This window comes from Peptostreptococcus anaerobius 653-L (assembly GCF_000178095.1).
Classification (GTDB): domain Bacteria; phylum Bacillota; class Clostridia; order Peptostreptococcales; family Peptostreptococcaceae; genus Peptostreptococcus; species Peptostreptococcus anaerobius.
This window is the reverse complement of record NZ_ADJN01000072.1, coordinates 29,623-48,310: the sequence shown is the minus strand read 5'-3', so window position 1 is coordinate 48,310 and position 18,688 is coordinate 29,623. Positions and strand designations below refer to the sequence as shown.

16 protein-coding genes are annotated in these 18,688 nt (G+C 34.5%); all 16 read left to right on the top strand.

The window, feature by feature from the left end:
• The 16 genes from HMPREF0631_RS09400 (at window position 1) to HMPREF0631_RS09320 (ending at window position 18,665) form a co-directional block, all read left to right on the top strand.
• Window positions 1-651: an amino acid ABC transporter ATP-binding protein gene (locus tag HMPREF0631_RS09400; RefSeq protein ID WP_002844674.1), complete on the top strand. Its 651-nt coding sequence runs from the start codon at window positions 1-3 to the stop codon at window positions 649-651.
• 144 nt (window positions 652-795) lie between these two features.
• A complete protein-coding gene (locus tag HMPREF0631_RS09395; protein ID WP_002844743.1) occupies window positions 796-2,049 on the top strand; it encodes a 5-bromo-4-chloroindolyl phosphate hydrolysis family protein in 1,254 nt (417 codons plus the stop codon).
• Window positions 2,036-3,163 (top strand): toxic anion resistance protein, encoded by a 1,128-nt coding sequence (locus tag HMPREF0631_RS09390; RefSeq protein WP_002844734.1) that lies wholly within the window; start codon window positions 2,036-2,038, stop codon window positions 3,161-3,163. Before HMPREF0631_RS09395 ends, HMPREF0631_RS09390 begins: the two co-directional genes overlap by 14 nt.
• Before the next feature lie 8 nt (window positions 3,164-3,171).
• Window positions 3,172-4,320 (top strand): THUMP domain-containing class I SAM-dependent RNA methyltransferase, encoded by a 1,149-nt coding sequence (locus tag HMPREF0631_RS09385; protein ID WP_002844680.1) that lies wholly within the window; start codon window positions 3,172-3,174, stop codon window positions 4,318-4,320.
• A gap of 10 nt (window positions 4,321-4,330) precedes the next feature.
• Window positions 4,331-5,710: a hypothetical protein gene (locus tag HMPREF0631_RS09380; protein ID WP_002844703.1), complete on the top strand. Its 1,380-nt coding sequence runs from the start codon at window positions 4,331-4,333 to the stop codon at window positions 5,708-5,710.
• Between the two features lie 19 nt (window positions 5,711-5,729).
• Complete coding sequence (locus HMPREF0631_RS09375) at window positions 5,730-6,425, top strand: response regulator transcription factor (RefSeq protein ID WP_002844668.1); 696 nt, start codon at window positions 5,730-5,732, stop codon at window positions 6,423-6,425.
• Window positions 6,425-7,864, top strand: coding sequence for a sensor histidine kinase (locus HMPREF0631_RS09370; RefSeq protein ID WP_002844726.1), 1,440 nt, complete (start codon window positions 6,425-6,427; stop codon window positions 7,862-7,864). Before HMPREF0631_RS09375 ends, HMPREF0631_RS09370 begins: the two co-directional genes overlap by 1 nt.
• 25 nt (window positions 7,865-7,889) lie before the next feature.
• The gene (locus HMPREF0631_RS09365; RefSeq protein ID WP_002844681.1) at window positions 7,890-9,266 is read left to right on the top strand and encodes an MATE family efflux transporter; all 1,377 of its coding nucleotides are present in this window, start codon (window positions 7,890-7,892) and stop codon (window positions 9,264-9,266) included.
• A 41-nt stretch (window positions 9,267-9,307) separates the two neighbouring features.
• A complete protein-coding gene (locus HMPREF0631_RS09360) occupies window positions 9,308-9,550 on the top strand; it encodes a glutaredoxin domain-containing protein (protein ID WP_002844694.1) in 243 nt (80 codons plus the stop codon).
• A 447-nt stretch (window positions 9,551-9,997) separates the two neighbouring features.
• Window positions 9,998-10,246, top strand: a complete 249-nt coding sequence (locus tag HMPREF0631_RS09355) for a hypothetical protein (protein ID WP_002844677.1) — start codon at window positions 9,998-10,000, stop codon at window positions 10,244-10,246.
• A gap of 415 nt (window positions 10,247-10,661) precedes the next feature.
• Window positions 10,662-12,110 (top strand): tRNA (N6-isopentenyl adenosine(37)-C2)-methylthiotransferase MiaB, encoded by a 1,449-nt coding sequence (gene miaB / locus HMPREF0631_RS09345; RefSeq protein ID WP_002844717.1) that lies wholly within the window; start codon window positions 10,662-10,664, stop codon window positions 12,108-12,110.
• 14 nt (window positions 12,111-12,124) lie between these two features.
• Window positions 12,125-12,685 (top strand): hypothetical protein, encoded by a 561-nt coding sequence (locus HMPREF0631_RS09340; protein WP_002844689.1) that lies wholly within the window; start codon window positions 12,125-12,127, stop codon window positions 12,683-12,685.
• A gap of 108 nt (window positions 12,686-12,793) precedes the next feature.
• The gene (locus HMPREF0631_RS09335) at window positions 12,794-14,458 is read left to right on the top strand and encodes a glutamine--tRNA ligase/YqeY domain fusion protein (RefSeq protein ID WP_002844676.1); all 1,665 of its coding nucleotides are present in this window, start codon (window positions 12,794-12,796) and stop codon (window positions 14,456-14,458) included.
• A 128-nt stretch (window positions 14,459-14,586) separates the two neighbouring features.
• Window positions 14,587-15,951: a GTP pyrophosphokinase gene (locus tag HMPREF0631_RS09330; RefSeq protein ID WP_002844710.1), complete on the top strand. Its 1,365-nt coding sequence runs from the start codon at window positions 14,587-14,589 to the stop codon at window positions 15,949-15,951.
• Window positions 15,952-15,976: 25 nt separating this feature from the next.
• Window positions 15,977-16,852, top strand: coding sequence for a radical SAM protein (locus HMPREF0631_RS09325; RefSeq protein ID WP_002845591.1), 876 nt, complete (start codon window positions 15,977-15,979; stop codon window positions 16,850-16,852).
• Window positions 16,853-17,042: 190 nt separating this feature from the next.
• Window positions 17,043-18,665: a Na/Pi cotransporter family protein gene (locus tag HMPREF0631_RS09320; RefSeq protein ID WP_002844727.1), complete on the top strand. Its 1,623-nt coding sequence runs from the start codon at window positions 17,043-17,045 to the stop codon at window positions 18,663-18,665.
• Window positions 18,666-18,688: the final 23 nt, after the last annotated feature.

Sequence of the window (18,688 nt, the reverse complement as noted above, 5' to 3'; positions counted from 1 at the left end):
ATGCTAAAGGTAGTAGATTTAAAAAAGAGTTTTAATAATTTAGAAGTCCTTAAAGGGATATCCTTTGAGATTGAAAAAGGCGAGATAGGTGTTGTACTTGGTAAGTCAGGTGCAGGTAAAACCACTCTTATAAGATGCATAAATGGACTAGAGTCTTTTGATTCTGGTTCTATAATAGTAGATGATACAGAAATAAAAAATTCAGCAGACTTTTCCAAGTTAAGAGGACAAATAGGTATGGTATTTCAGAATTTCAACCTATTTCCACACCTTACGATACTGGAAAATATTACAGAAGCTCCCATTAGAGTATTTAAAAAATCTAGGAGTGAAGCTGAAAAGGTAGCACTTGAGTTACTTGATATGGTGGACTTGTCAGACAAGAAGGATATGTATCCTTACCAGTTATCAGGTGGTCAACAGCAAAGGGTTGCTATTGCAAGGTCATGCGCCCTTAACCCAAAGGTCTTGTGCTTTGATGAACCTACATCAGCCCTTGACCAAGAAAATATTGGAAATGTAAAAACTATAATAGACAAGTTTAAAAATCTTGGTATGGCAATATTGATAATAACACATGATATACAGTTTGCAGATACTGTTGCTGACAAGATAATCTACATTGAAGAAGGACATCTAGTAGAAAAATAAAAGTTAAGCTATAAGGGGAGATTCGATTAATTGGGTCTCCCCTTATACTGTCCAAATATAAAGATAGATGTATAAGTAGGCCTAATATAATAGGAATAAGTGATTGAAGTATGGTATAATATCTATTATAAGTGAGGTGATAATATGAGAGATAGTAACTACAATAGGAGAAACTTCGATCATGACTATAGAAACAGATCAAGATACGATGAAGAAACTGACAGTTATTATGATACATATGAAGAATATAGAAGAGACAAGGACATCAGTTCATATATAGGCAGGTCTGTTGATGATATGTTAAGGGGTATGAACCTAGGTGGTCTTAATGACAAAATACTAAAAACAGTAGATATGGCAATCGATGAAGTCAATAGGTCTACAGTATACAAAATAGCATCAAGGGCTGGAGAAAGCTTGATAAAACCAATCTATGATAAAGAAATAAAAAGACAGAAGTTTATAAACAAAAACAAGCTTTTAGATAGACTTACAATCAAGCCAAAGGGACTTTACACCAGTATAGGTTTTATGGTTCCCAGCTTTGTCTTGGCAGTGATTTCCTTTATAGTTGGGGTAGTATTTTATAGTCTATCTCTAGGAAGTTATGGTGTATTTGTTGTTGGCGGCCTTATGTTTACAGGTATAGGGGGCATATTTGCAAACAGAATACTAAATTGCCTAAACTTCAAGTCATACACAGATGCTATAGATGAAAATGGATATGGTCAGATAGAAGATATGGCAAAGAAAACAGGTAGGTCAAAGAATAAGGTGATAAAAGATCTTAGGAGATATATCAAAAATGGCAACTTTATTGAAGGGCATATAGTTGAAGATGACAGTATATTTTTGGCTAGTGATGAATTGTATTCTTTTTACCAATCAAGTTTAATATCTAGGGAAAAAAATATGAAAGAAGAGCAAGAGATTGCATCTAACCAAGATCTCAAAAACTTAATTGATGCATGTCAAAATCAGATTGAAAAGATAAGAGATATATCAGCGGATATAGATAATTTAGATGTTAAAAACAAGGTATTAGATATTGATGGGTCTATAAACAATATAGTAGATGCGATCAAGAAATATCCTGATCAGATCAGAATCCTTGATAGGTTTACTTCTTATTATATGCCTACTACAGTCAAACTACTTGAATCATATAGGGATATAGAATCCAAAGGTATATCCACTAGCGACATAGACAAGGTAAAGCTAGATATAGAGTCTACCTTAGATACAATCAAACTAGCATATGACAAGCTGCTAGACCAAATAAGTGCAATAGACACAATGGACATAAATTCAGATATATCAGTTCTCAAAACCATGCTATCACAGGATGGTTTGTATAGTGAAACTAATATAAGAGGTGAAAATAATGGATACAAATAAAATTGAATTGACACTAAGACCTGAGCTTAAGTCAGTTGATATAGGAGACAAGTTAAAAGATGGCAAGCTACTAGAAGAAATGGCCAATCTAGGTCTAACTCATGATGAAATTAAGATGGTAGATGAATTTTCTGAAAAGATAGATATAAAGAATTCCCAGCAGATATTAGAATATGGCGTTGGTGTTCAAAAGAAACTATCGGATTTTTCTGAGAAGACTTTGGATACTATCAGGACCAAAGACCTAGGAGAAATCGGGTCGATGATAAGTAGTTTGGTAGTCGAGCTAAAGGGTTTTGATGCCAAGGAAGAAAAGAAGTTTCTTGGATTTTTGAGAAAGGGACCTAAGAAGGCTCAAATTTTAAAGGCCAATTACGACAAGGCCCAACTTAACCTAGACACTATAGTGAAATCTTTGGAAAGTCAGCAGATTGGTCTGATGAAGGATATATCAATGCTAGACCAAATGTATGATCTTAACAAGGACTACTACAAGGAAATTTCTATGTATATACTAGCAGGCAAGAAAAAAATAGACCTTATCAAAAATACAGACCTACCTATCCTGATTGATAGAGCCAGTACGAGCGGTTCTCAAGAACTAGTTCAGGAAGTAGATGACCTGAAGAAACAATTAAATAGGTTTGAAAAGAAGATCTATGACCTTGAGTTAACTAGGATGATAGCTATACAGACAGGACCACAGATTAGGATGGTACAAAACAACAATGTAGAGATGGTCGAAAAGATCCAGTCTACTATTGTAAACACAATACCACTATGGAAAAACCAGATGGTTCTTGCAATAGGAGCATTAAACTCCGGTGAAGCCATAAAAACACAAAGGCAGATCAGCGATATAACCAATGACCTTTTAAAACAGAATGCTGAGACTATTAAAATGGCTACGATTGAGGCTGCCAAAGAATCTGAGAGGGGCATTGTTGATGTAGAGACAATTAAGAATACAAATGACACCTTAATAAACAGTCTTGACGAAATGATGAGGATACATTCTGAAGGAAGTCAAAAAAGACTGGCAGCCCAGCAAGAGATTCAGAGGCTAGAGGGAGAGCTAAAAAATAAAATGCTAGAGATAGCTAGTAAAAGATAGGAGAAAAAATGAGCTATAAATATACTTTAGTGTCGCCATGCTTTTTTGGTATGGAAAAGATGCTTGCAACTGAAATCAAAAACCTTGGTTTTGAAATAGAAAAGACAGAAGATGGTAGGATTACCTACAAAACAGACGAATACGGAATAGCAAGGGCTAATATGTGGTTAAGGTGTGCTGAGAGGGTAAACCTTAAAATAGCTGAGTTTACAGCTAGGTCTTTTGAAGAATTATACGACCAGACTAGGTCCATTGATTGGTCGAGGTTTATACCATATGGGGCAGAGTTTCCAGTAGCCAAGGCATCGTCCATCAAGTCTAAACTATATTCAACACCGGATATACAGTCAATAGTAAAAAAGGCAGTAGTAGATAGTTTAAAAGAAAAATACATGGAAAGAGGTATGCTAAAGGAAGACAAGGAAAAATATCCAATCTATGTATTTATACATAAGGATAGGGTCCTACTATCAATAGATACGAGTGGAGTATCCCTTTATAAGAGGGGTTACAAGGAGTTAGCCAACAAGGCACCAATAAGGGAAACATTGGCGGCAGGTCTTGTAAGACTAACACCTTGGAGACCGGGCAGAATATTGGTTGATCCTATGTGTGGTTCAGGGACAATATTAATAGAGGCAGCCATGATAGGTATGAATATGGCTCCTGGTATGAATAGGGAGTTTATATCCGAAAAGTGGAGAACAATAGACAAGAAGATATGGTGGGACGTAAGAAGGGATGCCTTTGACCAGTTAAATGACAATGAAGACTTTAAGATATATGGTTATGATATAGATCCAGAATCCATTAAAATAGCCAAGCATAATGCTGAAATAGCAGGTGTAGACCAGTATATAGACTTTGCTGTAGCAGATGTCAAAGACTTTAAATCAGACAAAGAGTATGGAATGATAATTACAAACCCACCTTATGGAGAGAGACTAGAAGATGAAGAAGCAGTAAAGATTCTCTATAAGGAGATGGGGTACGCATTTAGGGGACTAAAGAATTGGTCTTACTTTGTTATCACTTCATATGATAAATTTGAATACGAGTTTGGTCAGGACGCTCCTAGAAAACGTAAGTTATACAATGGTATGTTAAGGACATACTATTACCAGTACTTAGGACCGAGACCACCTAAAAAGGAATAGGGGGGATTCGATGAATAAGCACAAAAAGATCCTCTGGTTGATATCTCTTTTACTATTACCTTTATTTATGATGACTGCTTGTAAGGCAAACAACATCAAGTCGCCTGAAAAGCTATCAGAAAAGCCAATCTACAATGAAGCTAACAAGAAAATCTATGATGAGATAAGAAAACTGACACCACTTGATACAAATTTTACTCTTCCTCAGAATGCTGGTGAAGTAGGTAAGATAAACAGGGTCGATTTGAATAATGATGGTTATGACGAGATTGTTACCTTCAAAAAGAAGCAGAGTGAGTCACAAGGGGTAAACAGTATTTACATATATATCTTTAAGTCAAAAAACGGTGAACTCCTTGATGAAAGTGAGAAAATAGTCAGGATACCGGGAGATAAGATAAAGTATGCCAATTTCATAGATGTAGATAATAATGGCAAAAAAAATATAGTACTTCAGGTGACAAATAAGGGTTTTGAAAATATATATGTATACCAAAATGAAGATGATACAATAAAGAAAATATCTGAATTTAATACTTCTAAGTACTCAATGCTCTTAAATTTTTATGACTACGATCAAGACGGTAAAAAAGAAGGCCTAGCCCTTTTGAAAGACCTGAGCACATACGAAATAAAGGTATGTAAAATGAACTTTGTAGATGGTAATATACTTTTTGATGAAGCAGGAACTATTAAAAATGTAGAGAACCTTGAAAAAACAAACCTAAAAAATGGTCTTGTAGGCAAGGGATGGAGAGGGTCTATATTGACCTACCAGGGCCTAAGTGGCTTTATGATAAACGAGTACATAGTATATAAGGATGGGAAATTTGTTCTAGTATTTAACGATGAATACGAGAACAAGCTGAACAATATAAGTACGCTAGGTTCTTTTGATATCAACAAAGATGGTATAATAGAGATTTCTCAGAATGTAGAAAAGGACCCACAAGACTTGCCAAAGGGATCAAGTATTGTAACTTGGTACCAGTGGAATGGTAAATTCGACAAGGAAAGAAAGTTACTCAATACAAATAAGGTCTTGTATTGTTATGACTACAACTTTAAGTTGAATCTAAAGGACTATGACCAGAATAGACTTTCAGTATCTAGAAAATCTGATGAAGACAAGGTCCAGTATGTATTTTCTACTAGAGATGAAATGAGTAACAAGATTGATTATTTCAAGATAATTATAATAGACAAAAATAGCGACTATTATAATGGAGTAAATAAGGATGCTGGTAGTAGCGATAAGCAGTCTAATACAGTTCTTTACGAAAATCAAGATTATATATACACATTTAAATATATAAATCAGAGTGCCTGCAAGCTTATGGGTACAAACTATAGGGAAGTGCAAAAGTCATTTGAAATAATCAATAAATAAATTTAGATAGGAGAGAAAAATGGATAAGATACTAATTTTGGAAGATGAAATTGGAATTAGAAGTTTTGTTAGTATTAACCTAAAAAGAGAGGGTTATGAAGTTATAGAGGCTGGAACAGGGGCCGAAGCAATAGAAAAATTATCTACTGAAAAGAATATTAGCTTGGCTCTTCTTGATATAATGTTGCCAGATACAAGTGGTATAGAAATATGTAAGTATATTAGAAAAGAGTTTGATAATATGGGTGTAATAATGCTTACAGCCAAGTCTCAGGAGGATGACAAGATAGAAGGCTTCCAGTCAGGAGCAGACGACTACATAGTTAAGCCATTCTCAATAAAGGAGTTACTTATGAGAGTACAGGCACTAATAAGACGTGTAAAGAAAGATTCTGATTCTAAAAAGAACAATATGATAAACACACCACCATTTCTTCTAGATCCAAACAAGAGAAAACTATATAAAAATGAAGTAGAAGTAGATCTTACACCAACTGAGTTTTCTATAGTTAAGTACCTGATGACAAATGACTCTCAGAGCCTTAGCCGTGATCAGATACTTGAAGAGGTGTGGGGTTCTGCTGACCTATATGATTACAAGATAGTAGACGTAAACATTAGAAGAATAAGAAATAAGATTGAGGATGACCCATCAAAGCCTAAGTTCATACAAACTGTATGGGGATATGGCTACTCTTTTAGGAGAGATGAATAATGACATTACATTTTGGAGGATTAAGAAAAAAAGTATTAAAGAACTTTATAATGATCATTATACTTGTGGTTTTTTCCTTTGAGATACTGTTGTCTGTATTTATAACCAAGTATTATTATACATCTATCAAGCAGTCCTTGATGTCTCAGGTATCCTATACTAATGCAGTATTTAATGCTGCCTATATTGAAAATGTAGGATTTATGGACAGGGCAATCAATATTTTAGAAAACAAAAACAATGCTATTAGCAATAAGATAGCCATAAATATCATAGACAAGAGTGGAAAGGTTGTAATAGACCAATATGGATTTAATACAGAGGATACTATGAACTATCCAGATGTTAAAAAGGCTCTTCAAAACTCAAGTAATATCGTGCCATTAGATTACGAGGAAAAGTACACAGGCGAAAGGGTAATGAGTGTATCTGTTCCAATCAAAGTCAATGGTACAGTTGATGGTGTAGTAAGATTCTCAATATCCCTTGAAGACCTCAATAAGGAAATAGTAAAGATGGTAGCCTATATGATTCTAATAGGTATCCTAGTCCTACTATTCAGTATAGGGCTTAGCTTGAAGTTTGCGGAATCTATTATAGAACCACTTACTGAGTTAAAGATATTTTCAAATATGCTAGCAAAGGGTAATTATAATATCAAGATGAACAAGGAGCGTATTTCAGATGACGAAATAGGTGACCTGGCCAGGACCTTTGAAAATATGGCTCAAGAAATACAAAAGAGCGAAAAGTTAAAGGATGAATTTATATCTTCTGTATCGCATGAGTTGAGAACTCCTCTAACATCAATCAACGGTTGGAGTGAGACCCTACAGCTTGACAATATATCCAAGGAAGAGGAACTGATGGGCCTAAATATTATACAGGATGAAGCCCAGAGGTTGATTAAGTTAGTAGAAGAGTTGCTTGACTTTTCAAGGTTGTCATCTGACAGGATAAAGTTGCAGCTTGAGCCTGTAAATATAGAGAGCCTTGTTGTAAGTGTTATCAACCAGCTGAGGTCCATTGCAGTGGACAAAAACCTAAGACTTTCTTTTGAGTTTGTAAACCAGAATATGCAGACAATATATGCGGATAAAAACAGATTAAGGCAAGTCTTGATCAATTTAATACAGAACTCTATTAAGTTCACACCTGAGGGTGGTAATATTTATCTAGAGGTTGACCAATTTACCTATGTTACAGAAATTAGTGTTACAGATACTGGCATAGGTATTGATGAACAGAATATAAACAAAGTATCTAAAAAGTTTTTCCAAGAAGACTACCATAAGACAGGTAGTGGCTTGGGGCTTGCTATAAGTGAAGAGATAATTAAGCTTCATGGTGGAAAAATGGTAATAAAAAGTAAAAAGAATGAGGGAACTGAGATAAGTTTCAGTATTAATAATGATAGTAGAAAGAGTGGGACACAATAGATTTATTGTGTCCTAGGGTGTAATTATGAACAAAGATTTAGAAAATGATTCGGTATCGTCACTTCTGGTGAAATTAAGTATACCAGCTATAGTTAGCATGCTTATTGCAGCCATATACAATATAGTGGACAGGATATTCGTAGGTCAATCAGATCCACTAGGGCTTACTGCTATAGGCATAACAATGCCTTTTCAGGTTATGCAGATGGCATTTGTCCTTCTTATAGGGATTGGAGGGTCTACGCTTATATCTATAAAAAATGGAGAGAAAGACTATGATGGGGCTGAAAGACTCTTGTCGTCATCTCTTGTACTGATAGTTATAACACAGATTCTAGTCACAGCAGTTTGCTTGATATTTTTAGACCCATTATTTAGCTTGTTGGGTGTGTCAGAGTCGGTATATAAACTTGCTAAGGACTATATAGTTATAATATTAATGGGTGGGGCTCCTGGACTTACTGGGTATTGTCTCAACAACACTGTGAGGAGCTTGGGATTTGCCAAGCCATCAATGTACATAGTATTTATAAGTTCGGTAATAAATATAGTATTAGACTTTATATTTATATATATTTTCAAGTGGGGTGTAAGAGGAGCTGCAATAGCAACACTTATATCACAGACAATTGTTACAGTCTATGTAATATATTTTTTCCTTAAAAATAAGGATACGCATATCAAGCTTAGGAAAGGAAGAATCAAGCTGACATTAGAAGAGGTCAAGGATATTGCTCTTAATGGACTACCAAATTTTTATATGCAGATATTTGGAACTTTAGTTGCTGTAGTATTGAATAGGTCAATAATCCATTATGGAAGCGATTATCAGTTAGCTTCAGTTACTATAATAAGTTCGATAAGTCTTTTTGTGACTATGATAATATATGGTATAGGTCAGGGTGCACAACCATTGATAGGCTACAATTTTGGAGCTAAGCGATATGAGAGGGTGGAAGAAACTGTAAAGTTATCACTTATGATAATGCTAGCAGTGTCATTGTCATTTTTAGTAGCAATAGAAGTATTTCCTCATGTTTTTACTAGGATGTTCACAAGCCAAAGAGATCTTCTTGAGATTACAAATAAAAATATTAGGATATACCTATTGGGTATCCCATTTATAGCCTGCCATTCCTTGGCGACTACATTTTTGCAGTCTACAAAGCAACCAAGGTCAGCTACAATACTTTATGTACTGAGATATGGAGGCATATTATTACCAGCTATCTATCTGATACCTAGGTTCTTAGGTGTTGATGGGGTCTATATCTCCAATGCAGTGAGTGACATAGGATCAGGTCTTGTAGCCCTAGTATATCTAGCTAAGAGTCTGAAAAAATTAAGTAAGGGTCATAGAATAGCAAACTTAGATACAAAGATAGATGATATAGTTAAATAGTAGATAAGTTTAGGTGAATTATAAAATAATAGGAGATAATCATGAAATTATATATTAGCCATTTATGTCCAGACTGTCCGCCAGCTATGGAGCATTTGAATAGTAGACAAGTACAATATGAGCTACTCGATATACAAAAAGATATATCAGTCTTAAAGGAGTTTCTAAAAATAAGGGATACTCAAAAAGAGTTTGAACCTATCAGAGAGGGTGGTTATATAGGTATACCTTGTCTTGTTGAGGGTGACAAATACTTGTTTTATGATGATATAATGGCGCTTTAATATTGCTGTATGGATAGTATGGCTCTACACATTTTAGCCTTGGTAGAAAAAAATCCTCACTGTTAGGTGAAGACAAAATCTACCGACGATATTTTCAAAGCTAGTGTAAAATATTTGTAGGGGAAATTAAGGTAAAGTCTATAGTTTTTCCCTACAAAATCTTTACACCGTCTAATGTGGCTGATACCCTTGATAAGTTTATGGATATAAAGTATAATAATAGTAACGCATATAAGGATTTACAAGGGTTGTATCCTGATGTATCATGGAAAAATAATTAGATTTTACCGACCATGGAAATCTGAAGAAACATCCGGCAGTGCCTCGCGCTCATAACTGGAAGGTTGTTCAAAAGGATAAGGGAAAATATATAAGAGAAAAAGAAGGTGGAGAGTTAACAAAAGCTGATACTATTGTTAATAGAGACTTAATAAGGGGGAGTTAGTTATGGCAGATGATAAGTTTGTTAACCTAGAAGAACTTATAGAATCAATTGAAATGGGTTTAGACATTGAGTTTGATTTATATGGTGTTAGATATTATATCGGTGCACCACAGGGAGAACTGCTTATATCAAGAGATTTTGGAGAAATTGAAGATTTTTATATGGATGCAGAGGATTTAGTTAATAACCATTATATAAACGATAAACCTATAAAAGATATATGGCAGGATATTATAATTTATAATATGTAGGCATCTTAACAGTCGTTAGGGTGCTTTTTTAGTGCAGAAAATGAGGTTTATATTAATTTATCCTAAAAATACAATAATAATTCAGTTGGGTGCGAAATCGGGACAGGTGGGGTTGCTGAAATCCAATGGTAAGGTTGAAGATAAATATACTTGTTTAGGATATCCTGTAGTAAATACAAATTCATTTGATTCGGCAGGATTAGGTATGCTAACATACTTCAAACATAGATAGTGCTAAAAATATTTGCATTTAGCTTAAATTACGCCTGAAAACCGTTGTATTATTATCTATAGTGTTATAATATTATATATACAATGAAATCAAAATACAAAAAATATAAATTATATGGTAAAATAGAATATAGTAAATAAATAAGGCACTGTAACCAGTGCCTTTATAGTGAGGAGAATTAAAGTGTCGGAAAGAAAACAGATAGAAATATCCAAGGAAAAAATAGAAGAGCAAGAAAAATATATAGAAATGCTTCATAGAAAGAATGAGGATGAGTTTATAAAAACTGGAAAAAGAAAATCTTTTATTATACAAACATTTGGCTGTCAAATGAATGAGCATGACTCAGAGATGTTAATTTCAATGTTAGAGTCAATTGGTTATTCAAGAGCTCTATCAGAAGATACTGCTGATATTGTAATATACAATACATGTGCAGTAAGGGAAAATGCTGAGCTAAAGGTGTATGGTAACCTAGGTCACCTAAAGTCAATCAAGAGAAAAAGACCAGACATGAAGATAGTTGTCTGTGGCTGTATGATGCAGCAAGAGCATATAGTTGAAGAAATAAAGGCAAAGCACCAACATGTAGATCTTGTATTTGGCACTCATAATCTTTACAAGTTCCCAGAGCTACTAGCAAGTACATTTGAATCAGACAAGATACTTGTAGATGTTTGGGATATAGATGGCGAAGTTGTTGAAGGTTTAAAGTCAAACAGGAAATTTGATATAAAGGCCTTTGTAAATATTATGTATGGTTGCAACAATTTCTGTACCTACTGCATAGTTCCCTATACAAGGGGTAGGGAAAGATCTAGAAAGCCTAAAGATATAATTTCTGAGATAGAAGATCTAGTAAAGGGCGGAGTTAGAGAGGTTACATTACTTGGTCAAAATGTCAATTCTTATGGTAAGACATTGGAAGAAGAGGATAGGATTAGTTTTGCAGACTTACTAAGAAGGGTTAATGAAATAGAGGGGCTTGAGAGGATAAGATTTATGTCTTCTCATCCAAAGGACATATCAGATGATGTGATATACGCTATGAGGGACTGTAAAAAAGTCTGTGAGTTTTTACATTTACCATTCCAGGTAGGTTCTACATCACTTTTAAAGAAGATGAATAGACACTACTCTAAGGAAGACTATCTAAATATTATCAAGAAGGCAAAAGAAGAGATACCTGATCTTGCCTTTTCTACAGATATTATGATAGGTTTCCCTGGAGAGACAGACGAGGATGTTCAGGATACAATAGATATATGTGAAGAGGTAAGATTTGATACGGCCTTTACATTTATATATTCAAAAAGACAGGGAACACCTGCAGCAAAAATGGAAGACCAAATACCTGAAGAAATCAAGCATAAGAGGTTTGACAAGGTCCTTTCTGTAATAAATAGGATATCAGGTGAGAAAAATCACCTATACGATGGTAAAATTGTAGAAGTCTTAGTAGAAGGTGCTAGCAAGAAAGATTCTAGTATTATGACTGGAAAATCAAGACAAAACAAGACTGTGAATTTCACTGGAGGGGATGAGTCTCTAGTAGGTAGGCTTGTAAATGTCAAGATTACTGATCCTAAGTCATTTTCGCTTAATGGGCAGCTAGCTGAGGTAGTATCATAATAGGAGAGTGGACTATGACGAATAAAAAAATAATAGCCTTATTGTTTTTTGCTACCAGCCTCCTAGTGGGTTGTGGAGAAAAAATAGATAGAGAGCAGTATATAGTCTCTACAGATGTAAAGGAAGATAAGGTTGAATACGAATTTTATAACAATTCAGTAGTTGATAGTGGCTATAACTGGTATAATACTTATATAAGTAATCTGATTCAACCCTTAAAAGACAGAGACTATAAGATAGAACCACAAAAAGTTAAGGAACAGATAAGACTTGTGAATAATAAAATCAAGGAAGTAGACGGTATTGACCCTAAGAAGGTTCAAAAAGCAATAGACTTGGTTGCAAAGGACCAGTCAAAGAACAATATAAAGGACAAGGTCTATGATGATAAGATGAAAGACTCTAAAAAGAATGTACCCCACAATATTGAAACGATGGTAAAAATGTTGAGGTCCATTGAAGATGGGTTAAAACTAGGGCTAGACGGAAGTTTTGATGATAATGATAGGTCAAAACTTGACCAGGTTCAAAAGAATTTGATTTCTGTATATGACGATACCCTGTTAATCCATTAAGTTAAAACAAGATAATGTTAGGTCAGATGAGAGATCAAACATATATCCAGATAAAATATGTATTATAAAAATTTAAAATCTATATAAATTAATAATCAGGAGGTAAGTATGGCTTACGACAGAGAAAACTCTAACTTTATAAGAAACATAATAATAGATGACCTAGAATCTAAAAAACATGACAGTATTATAACAAGGTTTCCACCAGAACCAAACGGCTACCTACACATAGGTCATGCCAAGTCTATATGTCTGAACTTTGGCCTAGCTAGAGAGTTTGGTGGAAGGGTAAACATGAGATTTGATGATACGAATCCTGTAAAAGAAGACGTTGAATACATAGAATCAATCAAAAATGATGTAAGATGGCTTGGTTTTGATTGGAACGAACTTCATTTTGCGTCTGATTATTTTGATGAGATGTATTCAAGAGCAGTTCTATTAATCAAGAAGGGGCTTGCTTATGTAGATGACCTTACTGCCGAAGAGATGAAGGAGTACAGGGGAACTCTTACTGAACCAGGTAAGGATTCACCTTATAGAAATAGAACAGTTGAAGAAAACCTAGACCTATTTGAAAGAATGAAAAATGGAGAGTTTGAAGATGGTGCTAAGGTATTAAGAGCTAAGATTGACATGGCATCACCAAACATCAACCTTAGAGATCCCGCCATATATAGGATATCTCATTCTACTCACCACAATACTGGTGACAAGTGGTGTATATACCCTATGTATACTTTTGCCCATCCACTAGAAGACGCAATTGAAGGTATAACTCATTCTATTTGTACAGTAGAATTTGAAGCCCAGAGACCTTTCTATGATTGGGTAGTAAAGGAATGTGAAATGCCTAAGGTTCCTAGACAGATAGAATTTGCAAGACTTAATATGACTAATACTGTAATGTCTAAGAGAAAGTTAAAACTATTGGTTGACAATGGTATAACTGATGGTTGGGACGATCCTAGAATGCCTACAGTATCAGGTCTTAGAAGAAGGGGTTACACACCAGAGGCTATCAGAAACTTCTGTGCGGAAATAGGTGTATCAAAGGCTGATTCTGTAGTAGATAGCCAGATGCTTGACTTCTTCCTTAGGGAAGACCTACAGCCTAAGTCTCCACTTGCAATGGCTGTTATTAACCCACTTAAACTAGTTATAACTAACTATCCTGAAGGGGAATCAGAAGAAATAGAAATAGAAAACCACGCAAAGAACGAAGAAATGGGCAAGAGAATGGTGTCATTCTCAGGTACCCTATATGTTGAGAGAGACGATTTTATGGAAGTTCCGGCCAAGAAGTACCATAGACTGTATCCAGGTAACGAAGTCAGACTAAAGGGTGGATACTATGTAAAATGCAACGACATTATAAAGGATGAAAATGGAGAAGTTACAGAAATCCATTGCACATACGATCCTGCTACTAAGTCTGGTTCAGGCTTTGAAGGTAGAAAAGTAAAGGCTACAATCCATTGGGTAGATGCCAACAATTGTAGACCAGCTGAGTTCAGACTATATGAACCATTAATTCTTGACAATGATCCTGAAAATGAAGGCAAGCACTTCTTAGATCAGATTAATGAAAACTCTCTAATAATTAAGAATGGTTTTGTTGAAAAGACTGGTACAGAAGGTATTAAGCCAGGAGAAAGACTACAGTTTATCAGAAATGGATTCTTCTGCCTAGATACAAAATACTCAAGACAAGACAATCTAGTGTTCAACAGGATAGTACCTCTTAAGAGTTCTTTTAAAATTGCAAAGTAAATAATATGTATAAATACTTGACTAGTAAGGTTATACCTAACCTTGCTAGTCAGTTTTTTTGTTGATTAACTATATAGCTTTATAAATTTGTGGTATAATTAACTTAATGAGAGTGCGTGGAGGACAGTATGAGTCTAAAAGAATTTGAATTTATTGATGATGCTATTTCCTTGTTAAAGGAGCAAACACCAGCCCTTGAGGTTATAGAAGATGAGTTGGTAAGGTATTTTGGATCACTCCCAATTAAGGATGGCCAGTTAATAGCCGTTAGCTCCAGAATCAAGTCTGAAAGTAGTTTAAAAGAAAAAATAATTAGAAATAGATATATGGTAGACTATGATAGGGCCAAAGATCTTATATCTGATATACCTGACCTTATAGGTGTTAGGATCGAGTGCAAGTTTGTTAAGGATGAAAAAGAAATATTTATGCGAATTAAAAAGTTATTCAACATGACTGATGATGGTAAGTTTTTCTATTCAAAGGCAAACAAGAATATCCTGCTATATATGTTTGATAGGCAGCCCCTAAGACAAAAAAATGGGTTTGAAATCTACAAGATTGACGGTGAGTATACATTCTTGAATAGGAAAATCAAGTTTGAACTCCAGATTAAATCACTTGTAAATGTCTTTTGGAGTGAAATTGAACACAAAATTATATATAAAAATTCTACCTACTTGTTAGAAGATAAATTTTTGAAGGATATGATGTCATCTATAAAGAATAATCTTACAATGATAGATGACCAGCTACTAAATATATACGATAATTTCAAGTCTGGAAACAGTGTAGATAAGAATACTAGCAAAGATGAGATACATTCCCTATTTGCTAAATTTTTATATGACGCTATTACTGTCAAGATGGAAAACCAGCTTTCATTTAAGATAGACTTCAAGAAGCCTTGTGAGACCATCCTTAGTTATTCTATGAATAAGTATGAGAAACATCCGGACTCCCTAAGTGCCTTTATGACAGAGGAATACAGGAAGATAAACGGCTTTATAAATAAGGACATAGACTTTAATGCAACACTTGAAATAGATGAGGACCTTAAATTTGAGGATGAGTTTTTCTCTGATGTGTCAGCAATATTTATAGAGAAGATGAATAGTGAAGTGACATGGAATTTATTCTTTAGAATACTATTTGAACTTGAACCTGATTCAAATACGGATGACTTTAAGAATTTCTTGAGTTTTTACAAGAAGTCTCTTATAAATATAGAGAGTATCATAAATATAGTCGATAGGTTTGGTGAATACAGCAATAGGATTATAGATGATATGTACAAGTGCATATATAAAATGATCCTAGAGGTTGGACGTATCGAAATATTTTATGACTATAATATTAGTAGGATAAACAAGCTAGCATCAGAAGGTCTAGAGTATGTATGTTATGAATTTGATACTTACTATGATTACATGGAGCAAAGAAGGATAATATCCAAAACTATGGAAGATTCTTTGATAAAAATATTCAAATAAGAGTATTGTAAAGGAAGTGAACAAAATGAAAGAGGCTTTATCATATCTAAGATTGATATTAACCGAGGAGAATAGCCACAAACCAATTTATTTAAAACCTACTATAGAAGCAAATATTATTGATCAGGATAGTCAAGCCATGAAGCTAGATGACTACAAAAAATCGATTGATTTCTTTGCTAAAAGAGGGCTCAAAAAAATAAAGTTTGTGGGTGGTGAACCACTTGAATACAGGGGTTTGGACCAACTTATAGAATATGCAAACAAGTCCGGTATTGAAGATATAGGCATTACTACTAATGGACTTGGACTTGGTACTAGAGTATTAGACCTTAAGGCTAAGGGTCTTACAAATGTAAATTTATCCATAGACTCCCTAAAAGAGTATAGGTACCAGGCCTTGATGCAGGGGGCCAACCTTAAGGAAGTATTTTTGTCTATTGATGCTTGTAGGTCAGCAGATGTAAAAGTAAAGATAAACTGTACAGCAATAAAGGGCTTTAATGATGACGAGTTGCTTGATTTTATGAAGTTGTCTATATCTAATGATATAGATATCAGGCTAGTTGAACTGCTCCCATACGGCATAGACCCAAAGGTATATGAAAGAGGCTACTTAGACCTAAGAGAGGTTATAGACAACACAGAAGGCATACTTGAAGAAAAAGGTGAAGAAAAGAGTCTTGGTGATTATTTTAGGATATACGAAGCCAAGGGAAGAATAGGAATAATAACTAAAAATCATAGAGAATACAAGGAAGACCTAAGGAGGATAAATATTTCTAATAGGGGATATATGAATGTAGGTCAGTTACAGAAAAATGAATATTTTATCAAACCATTGCTAGACGACAAGATGGCCATGAACATACTTTTTAACAAAATTAAATTCGGTGTTTAGTTTATTTATCTAGTCGAGCTCAATATATGAAATTATGTTAAGATGATGTTAAATTTAACCTTATCTTAACATTTTTTTTACAATTCGTGATATTATATTAGCTGTAGGGTATTGTGGTATGTAGCTTAATATATAGCCATGCAAATTTGAGGAATGCCTTATAAGCAAATCGATTAGGAGAGGTGAAGAAATGGAGATAGCAATATCTTTGATTGCTGGTCTGGGTATGTTCCTTTACGGTATGAACGTAATGGGAGATGGTTTACAAAAGGCAGCCGGTGATAAACTTAAAAAAATTATTGAAATGTTGACTACCAATAGGATAATGGGAGTCTTGGTTGGTGCAGTTGTTACTGGAATCATACAGTCTTCAAGTGCTACTACAGTTATGACAGTTGGATTTGTAAATGCTGGAATTATGACATTAAAACAAGCCATAGGTATTATAATGGGTGCCAATATCGGTACTACTGTTACAGCCCAACTTGTATCTTTTAGTATTGAAAAGTATGCTCCGATAGCTATCGGTATAGGTGTTTTATTTTGGTTATTTTCAAAGAACACTACAGTAAAGAATTTTAGCGAAATCTTGATAGGTTTTGGTATACTTTTCGTTGGTATGAACTTTATGAAGGCAGCAGCAGCTCCAGTATCAGAGATGCAGTCAGTACACAATGCCATGTTGTATTTGAGTAGGAACCCACTTCTTGGTGTCTTGGCCGGTTTTATGATTACAGGTACTATACAGTCGTCAAGTGCTTCAATAGGTATATTGATAGTTCTTGCGTCACAAGGTGTGTTACCAATTACAGCTGCTCTACCTGTTCTATACGGTGATAATATTGGTACTTGTGTTACATCACTTTTATCTACTATAGGTGCTAGCAGAAACTCTAAGAGAACTGCTCTTATGCATTTATGTTTCAATGTTATAGGTACAATACTATTCATAGTTGTACTTTCAAGACCTATAATTAGAATAGTTGAGAATGTAGACCCTACTAATGTTCCAAGACAGATAGCCAATGCTCATACACTATTTAACCTAGTGAATGTAGTGATACTTCTTCCGTTTAGTAATTATATAGTCAAACTTGCCTATAAACTTGTTCCACTAAACGAAGAGGATGAGGATGAAAAGCTAGCAACTACTAAGTTCCTTGATGATAGAATGCTTGAAACACCTTCAATAGCCCTATCAAATACAGTGGATGAAATAATTAGAATGGCTAGTAGATCTACAAGGTCTCTTAATTACGCCTACGACTCAATAAAGTCTGGAAGTGATGAACTAAGATCAAAATCATTTGACTACGAGCAAATAGTTAATTCTTTACAGTACGATATAACTAATTTCTTATTTAAATTAACTACTAGAAACCTTAGTGACGCTGAAAGGATAAAGACTGATGTCTTGTTTCATATAGTTAACGATATAGAAAGAGTCGGTGATCACGCTGAGAATATAGCAGAGATTTCACAGGAATTGTCTGATAAAAATGTAGTATTTTCAGAAGAAGCTATAAAGGAGTTAGATCTAATATTTGATATAGCATCAAATAACTTCTATGACTCTATAACAGCAATTAAAACAAACAATCTTGAGCTGGCTGAGACAGTAGCTCAAAGAGAAAAGAAGGTAGACCTACTTGAACAAAGTGCTAGAAACTCACATATGGCAAGGTTGCACGAAGAATCTTGTTCTGTTGAAGCAGGTATATACTTCTTAGATATAATTTCAAACCTTGAGAGAATTTCTGACCACTCAAAGAACATAGTTGAAGAGATGAACAGAATGCAGGGACATATATAAGTTAAAGCCCCATTTGGGGCTTT

Excerpts from the sequence above, each read along its gene's own strand:
- HMPREF0631_RS09320 (WP_002844727.1), top strand. The coding sequence starts at position 17,043 with ATGGAGATAGCAATATCTTTGATTGCTGGTCTGGGTATGTTCCTTTAC.
- HMPREF0631_RS09385 (WP_002844680.1), top strand. The coding sequence starts at position 3,172 with ATGAGCTATAAATATACTTTAGTGTCGCCATGCTTTTTTGGTATGGAA.
- HMPREF0631_RS09335 (WP_002844676.1), top strand. The coding sequence starts at position 12,794 with ATGGCTTACGACAGAGAAAACTCTAACTTTATAAGAAACATAATAATA.
- HMPREF0631_RS09325 (WP_002845591.1), top strand. The coding sequence starts at position 15,977 with ATGAAAGAGGCTTTATCATATCTAAGATTGATATTAACCGAGGAGAAT.
- HMPREF0631_RS09355 (WP_002844677.1), top strand. The coding sequence starts at position 9,998 with ATGGCAGATGATAAGTTTGTTAACCTAGAAGAACTTATAGAATCAATT.
- HMPREF0631_RS09400 (WP_002844674.1), top strand. The coding sequence starts at position 1 with ATGCTAAAGGTAGTAGATTTAAAAAAGAGTTTTAATAATTTAGAAGTC.
- HMPREF0631_RS09340 (WP_002844689.1), top strand. The coding sequence starts at position 12,125 with ATGACGAATAAAAAAATAATAGCCTTATTGTTTTTTGCTACCAGCCTC.
- HMPREF0631_RS09365 (WP_002844681.1), top strand. The coding sequence starts at position 7,890 with ATGAACAAAGATTTAGAAAATGATTCGGTATCGTCACTTCTGGTGAAA.
- HMPREF0631_RS09395 (WP_002844743.1), top strand. The coding sequence starts at position 796 with ATGAGAGATAGTAACTACAATAGGAGAAACTTCGATCATGACTATAGA.
- HMPREF0631_RS09330 (WP_002844710.1), top strand. The coding sequence starts at position 14,587 with ATGAGTCTAAAAGAATTTGAATTTATTGATGATGCTATTTCCTTGTTA.
- HMPREF0631_RS09370 (WP_002844726.1), top strand. The coding sequence starts at position 6,425 with ATGACATTACATTTTGGAGGATTAAGAAAAAAAGTATTAAAGAACTTT.
- HMPREF0631_RS09390 (WP_002844734.1), top strand. The coding sequence starts at position 2,036 with ATGGATACAAATAAAATTGAATTGACACTAAGACCTGAGCTTAAGTCA.
- HMPREF0631_RS09380 (WP_002844703.1), top strand. The coding sequence starts at position 4,331 with ATGAATAAGCACAAAAAGATCCTCTGGTTGATATCTCTTTTACTATTA.
- HMPREF0631_RS09375 (WP_002844668.1), top strand. The coding sequence starts at position 5,730 with ATGGATAAGATACTAATTTTGGAAGATGAAATTGGAATTAGAAGTTTT.
- HMPREF0631_RS09360 (WP_002844694.1), top strand. The coding sequence starts at position 9,308 with ATGAAATTATATATTAGCCATTTATGTCCAGACTGTCCGCCAGCTATG.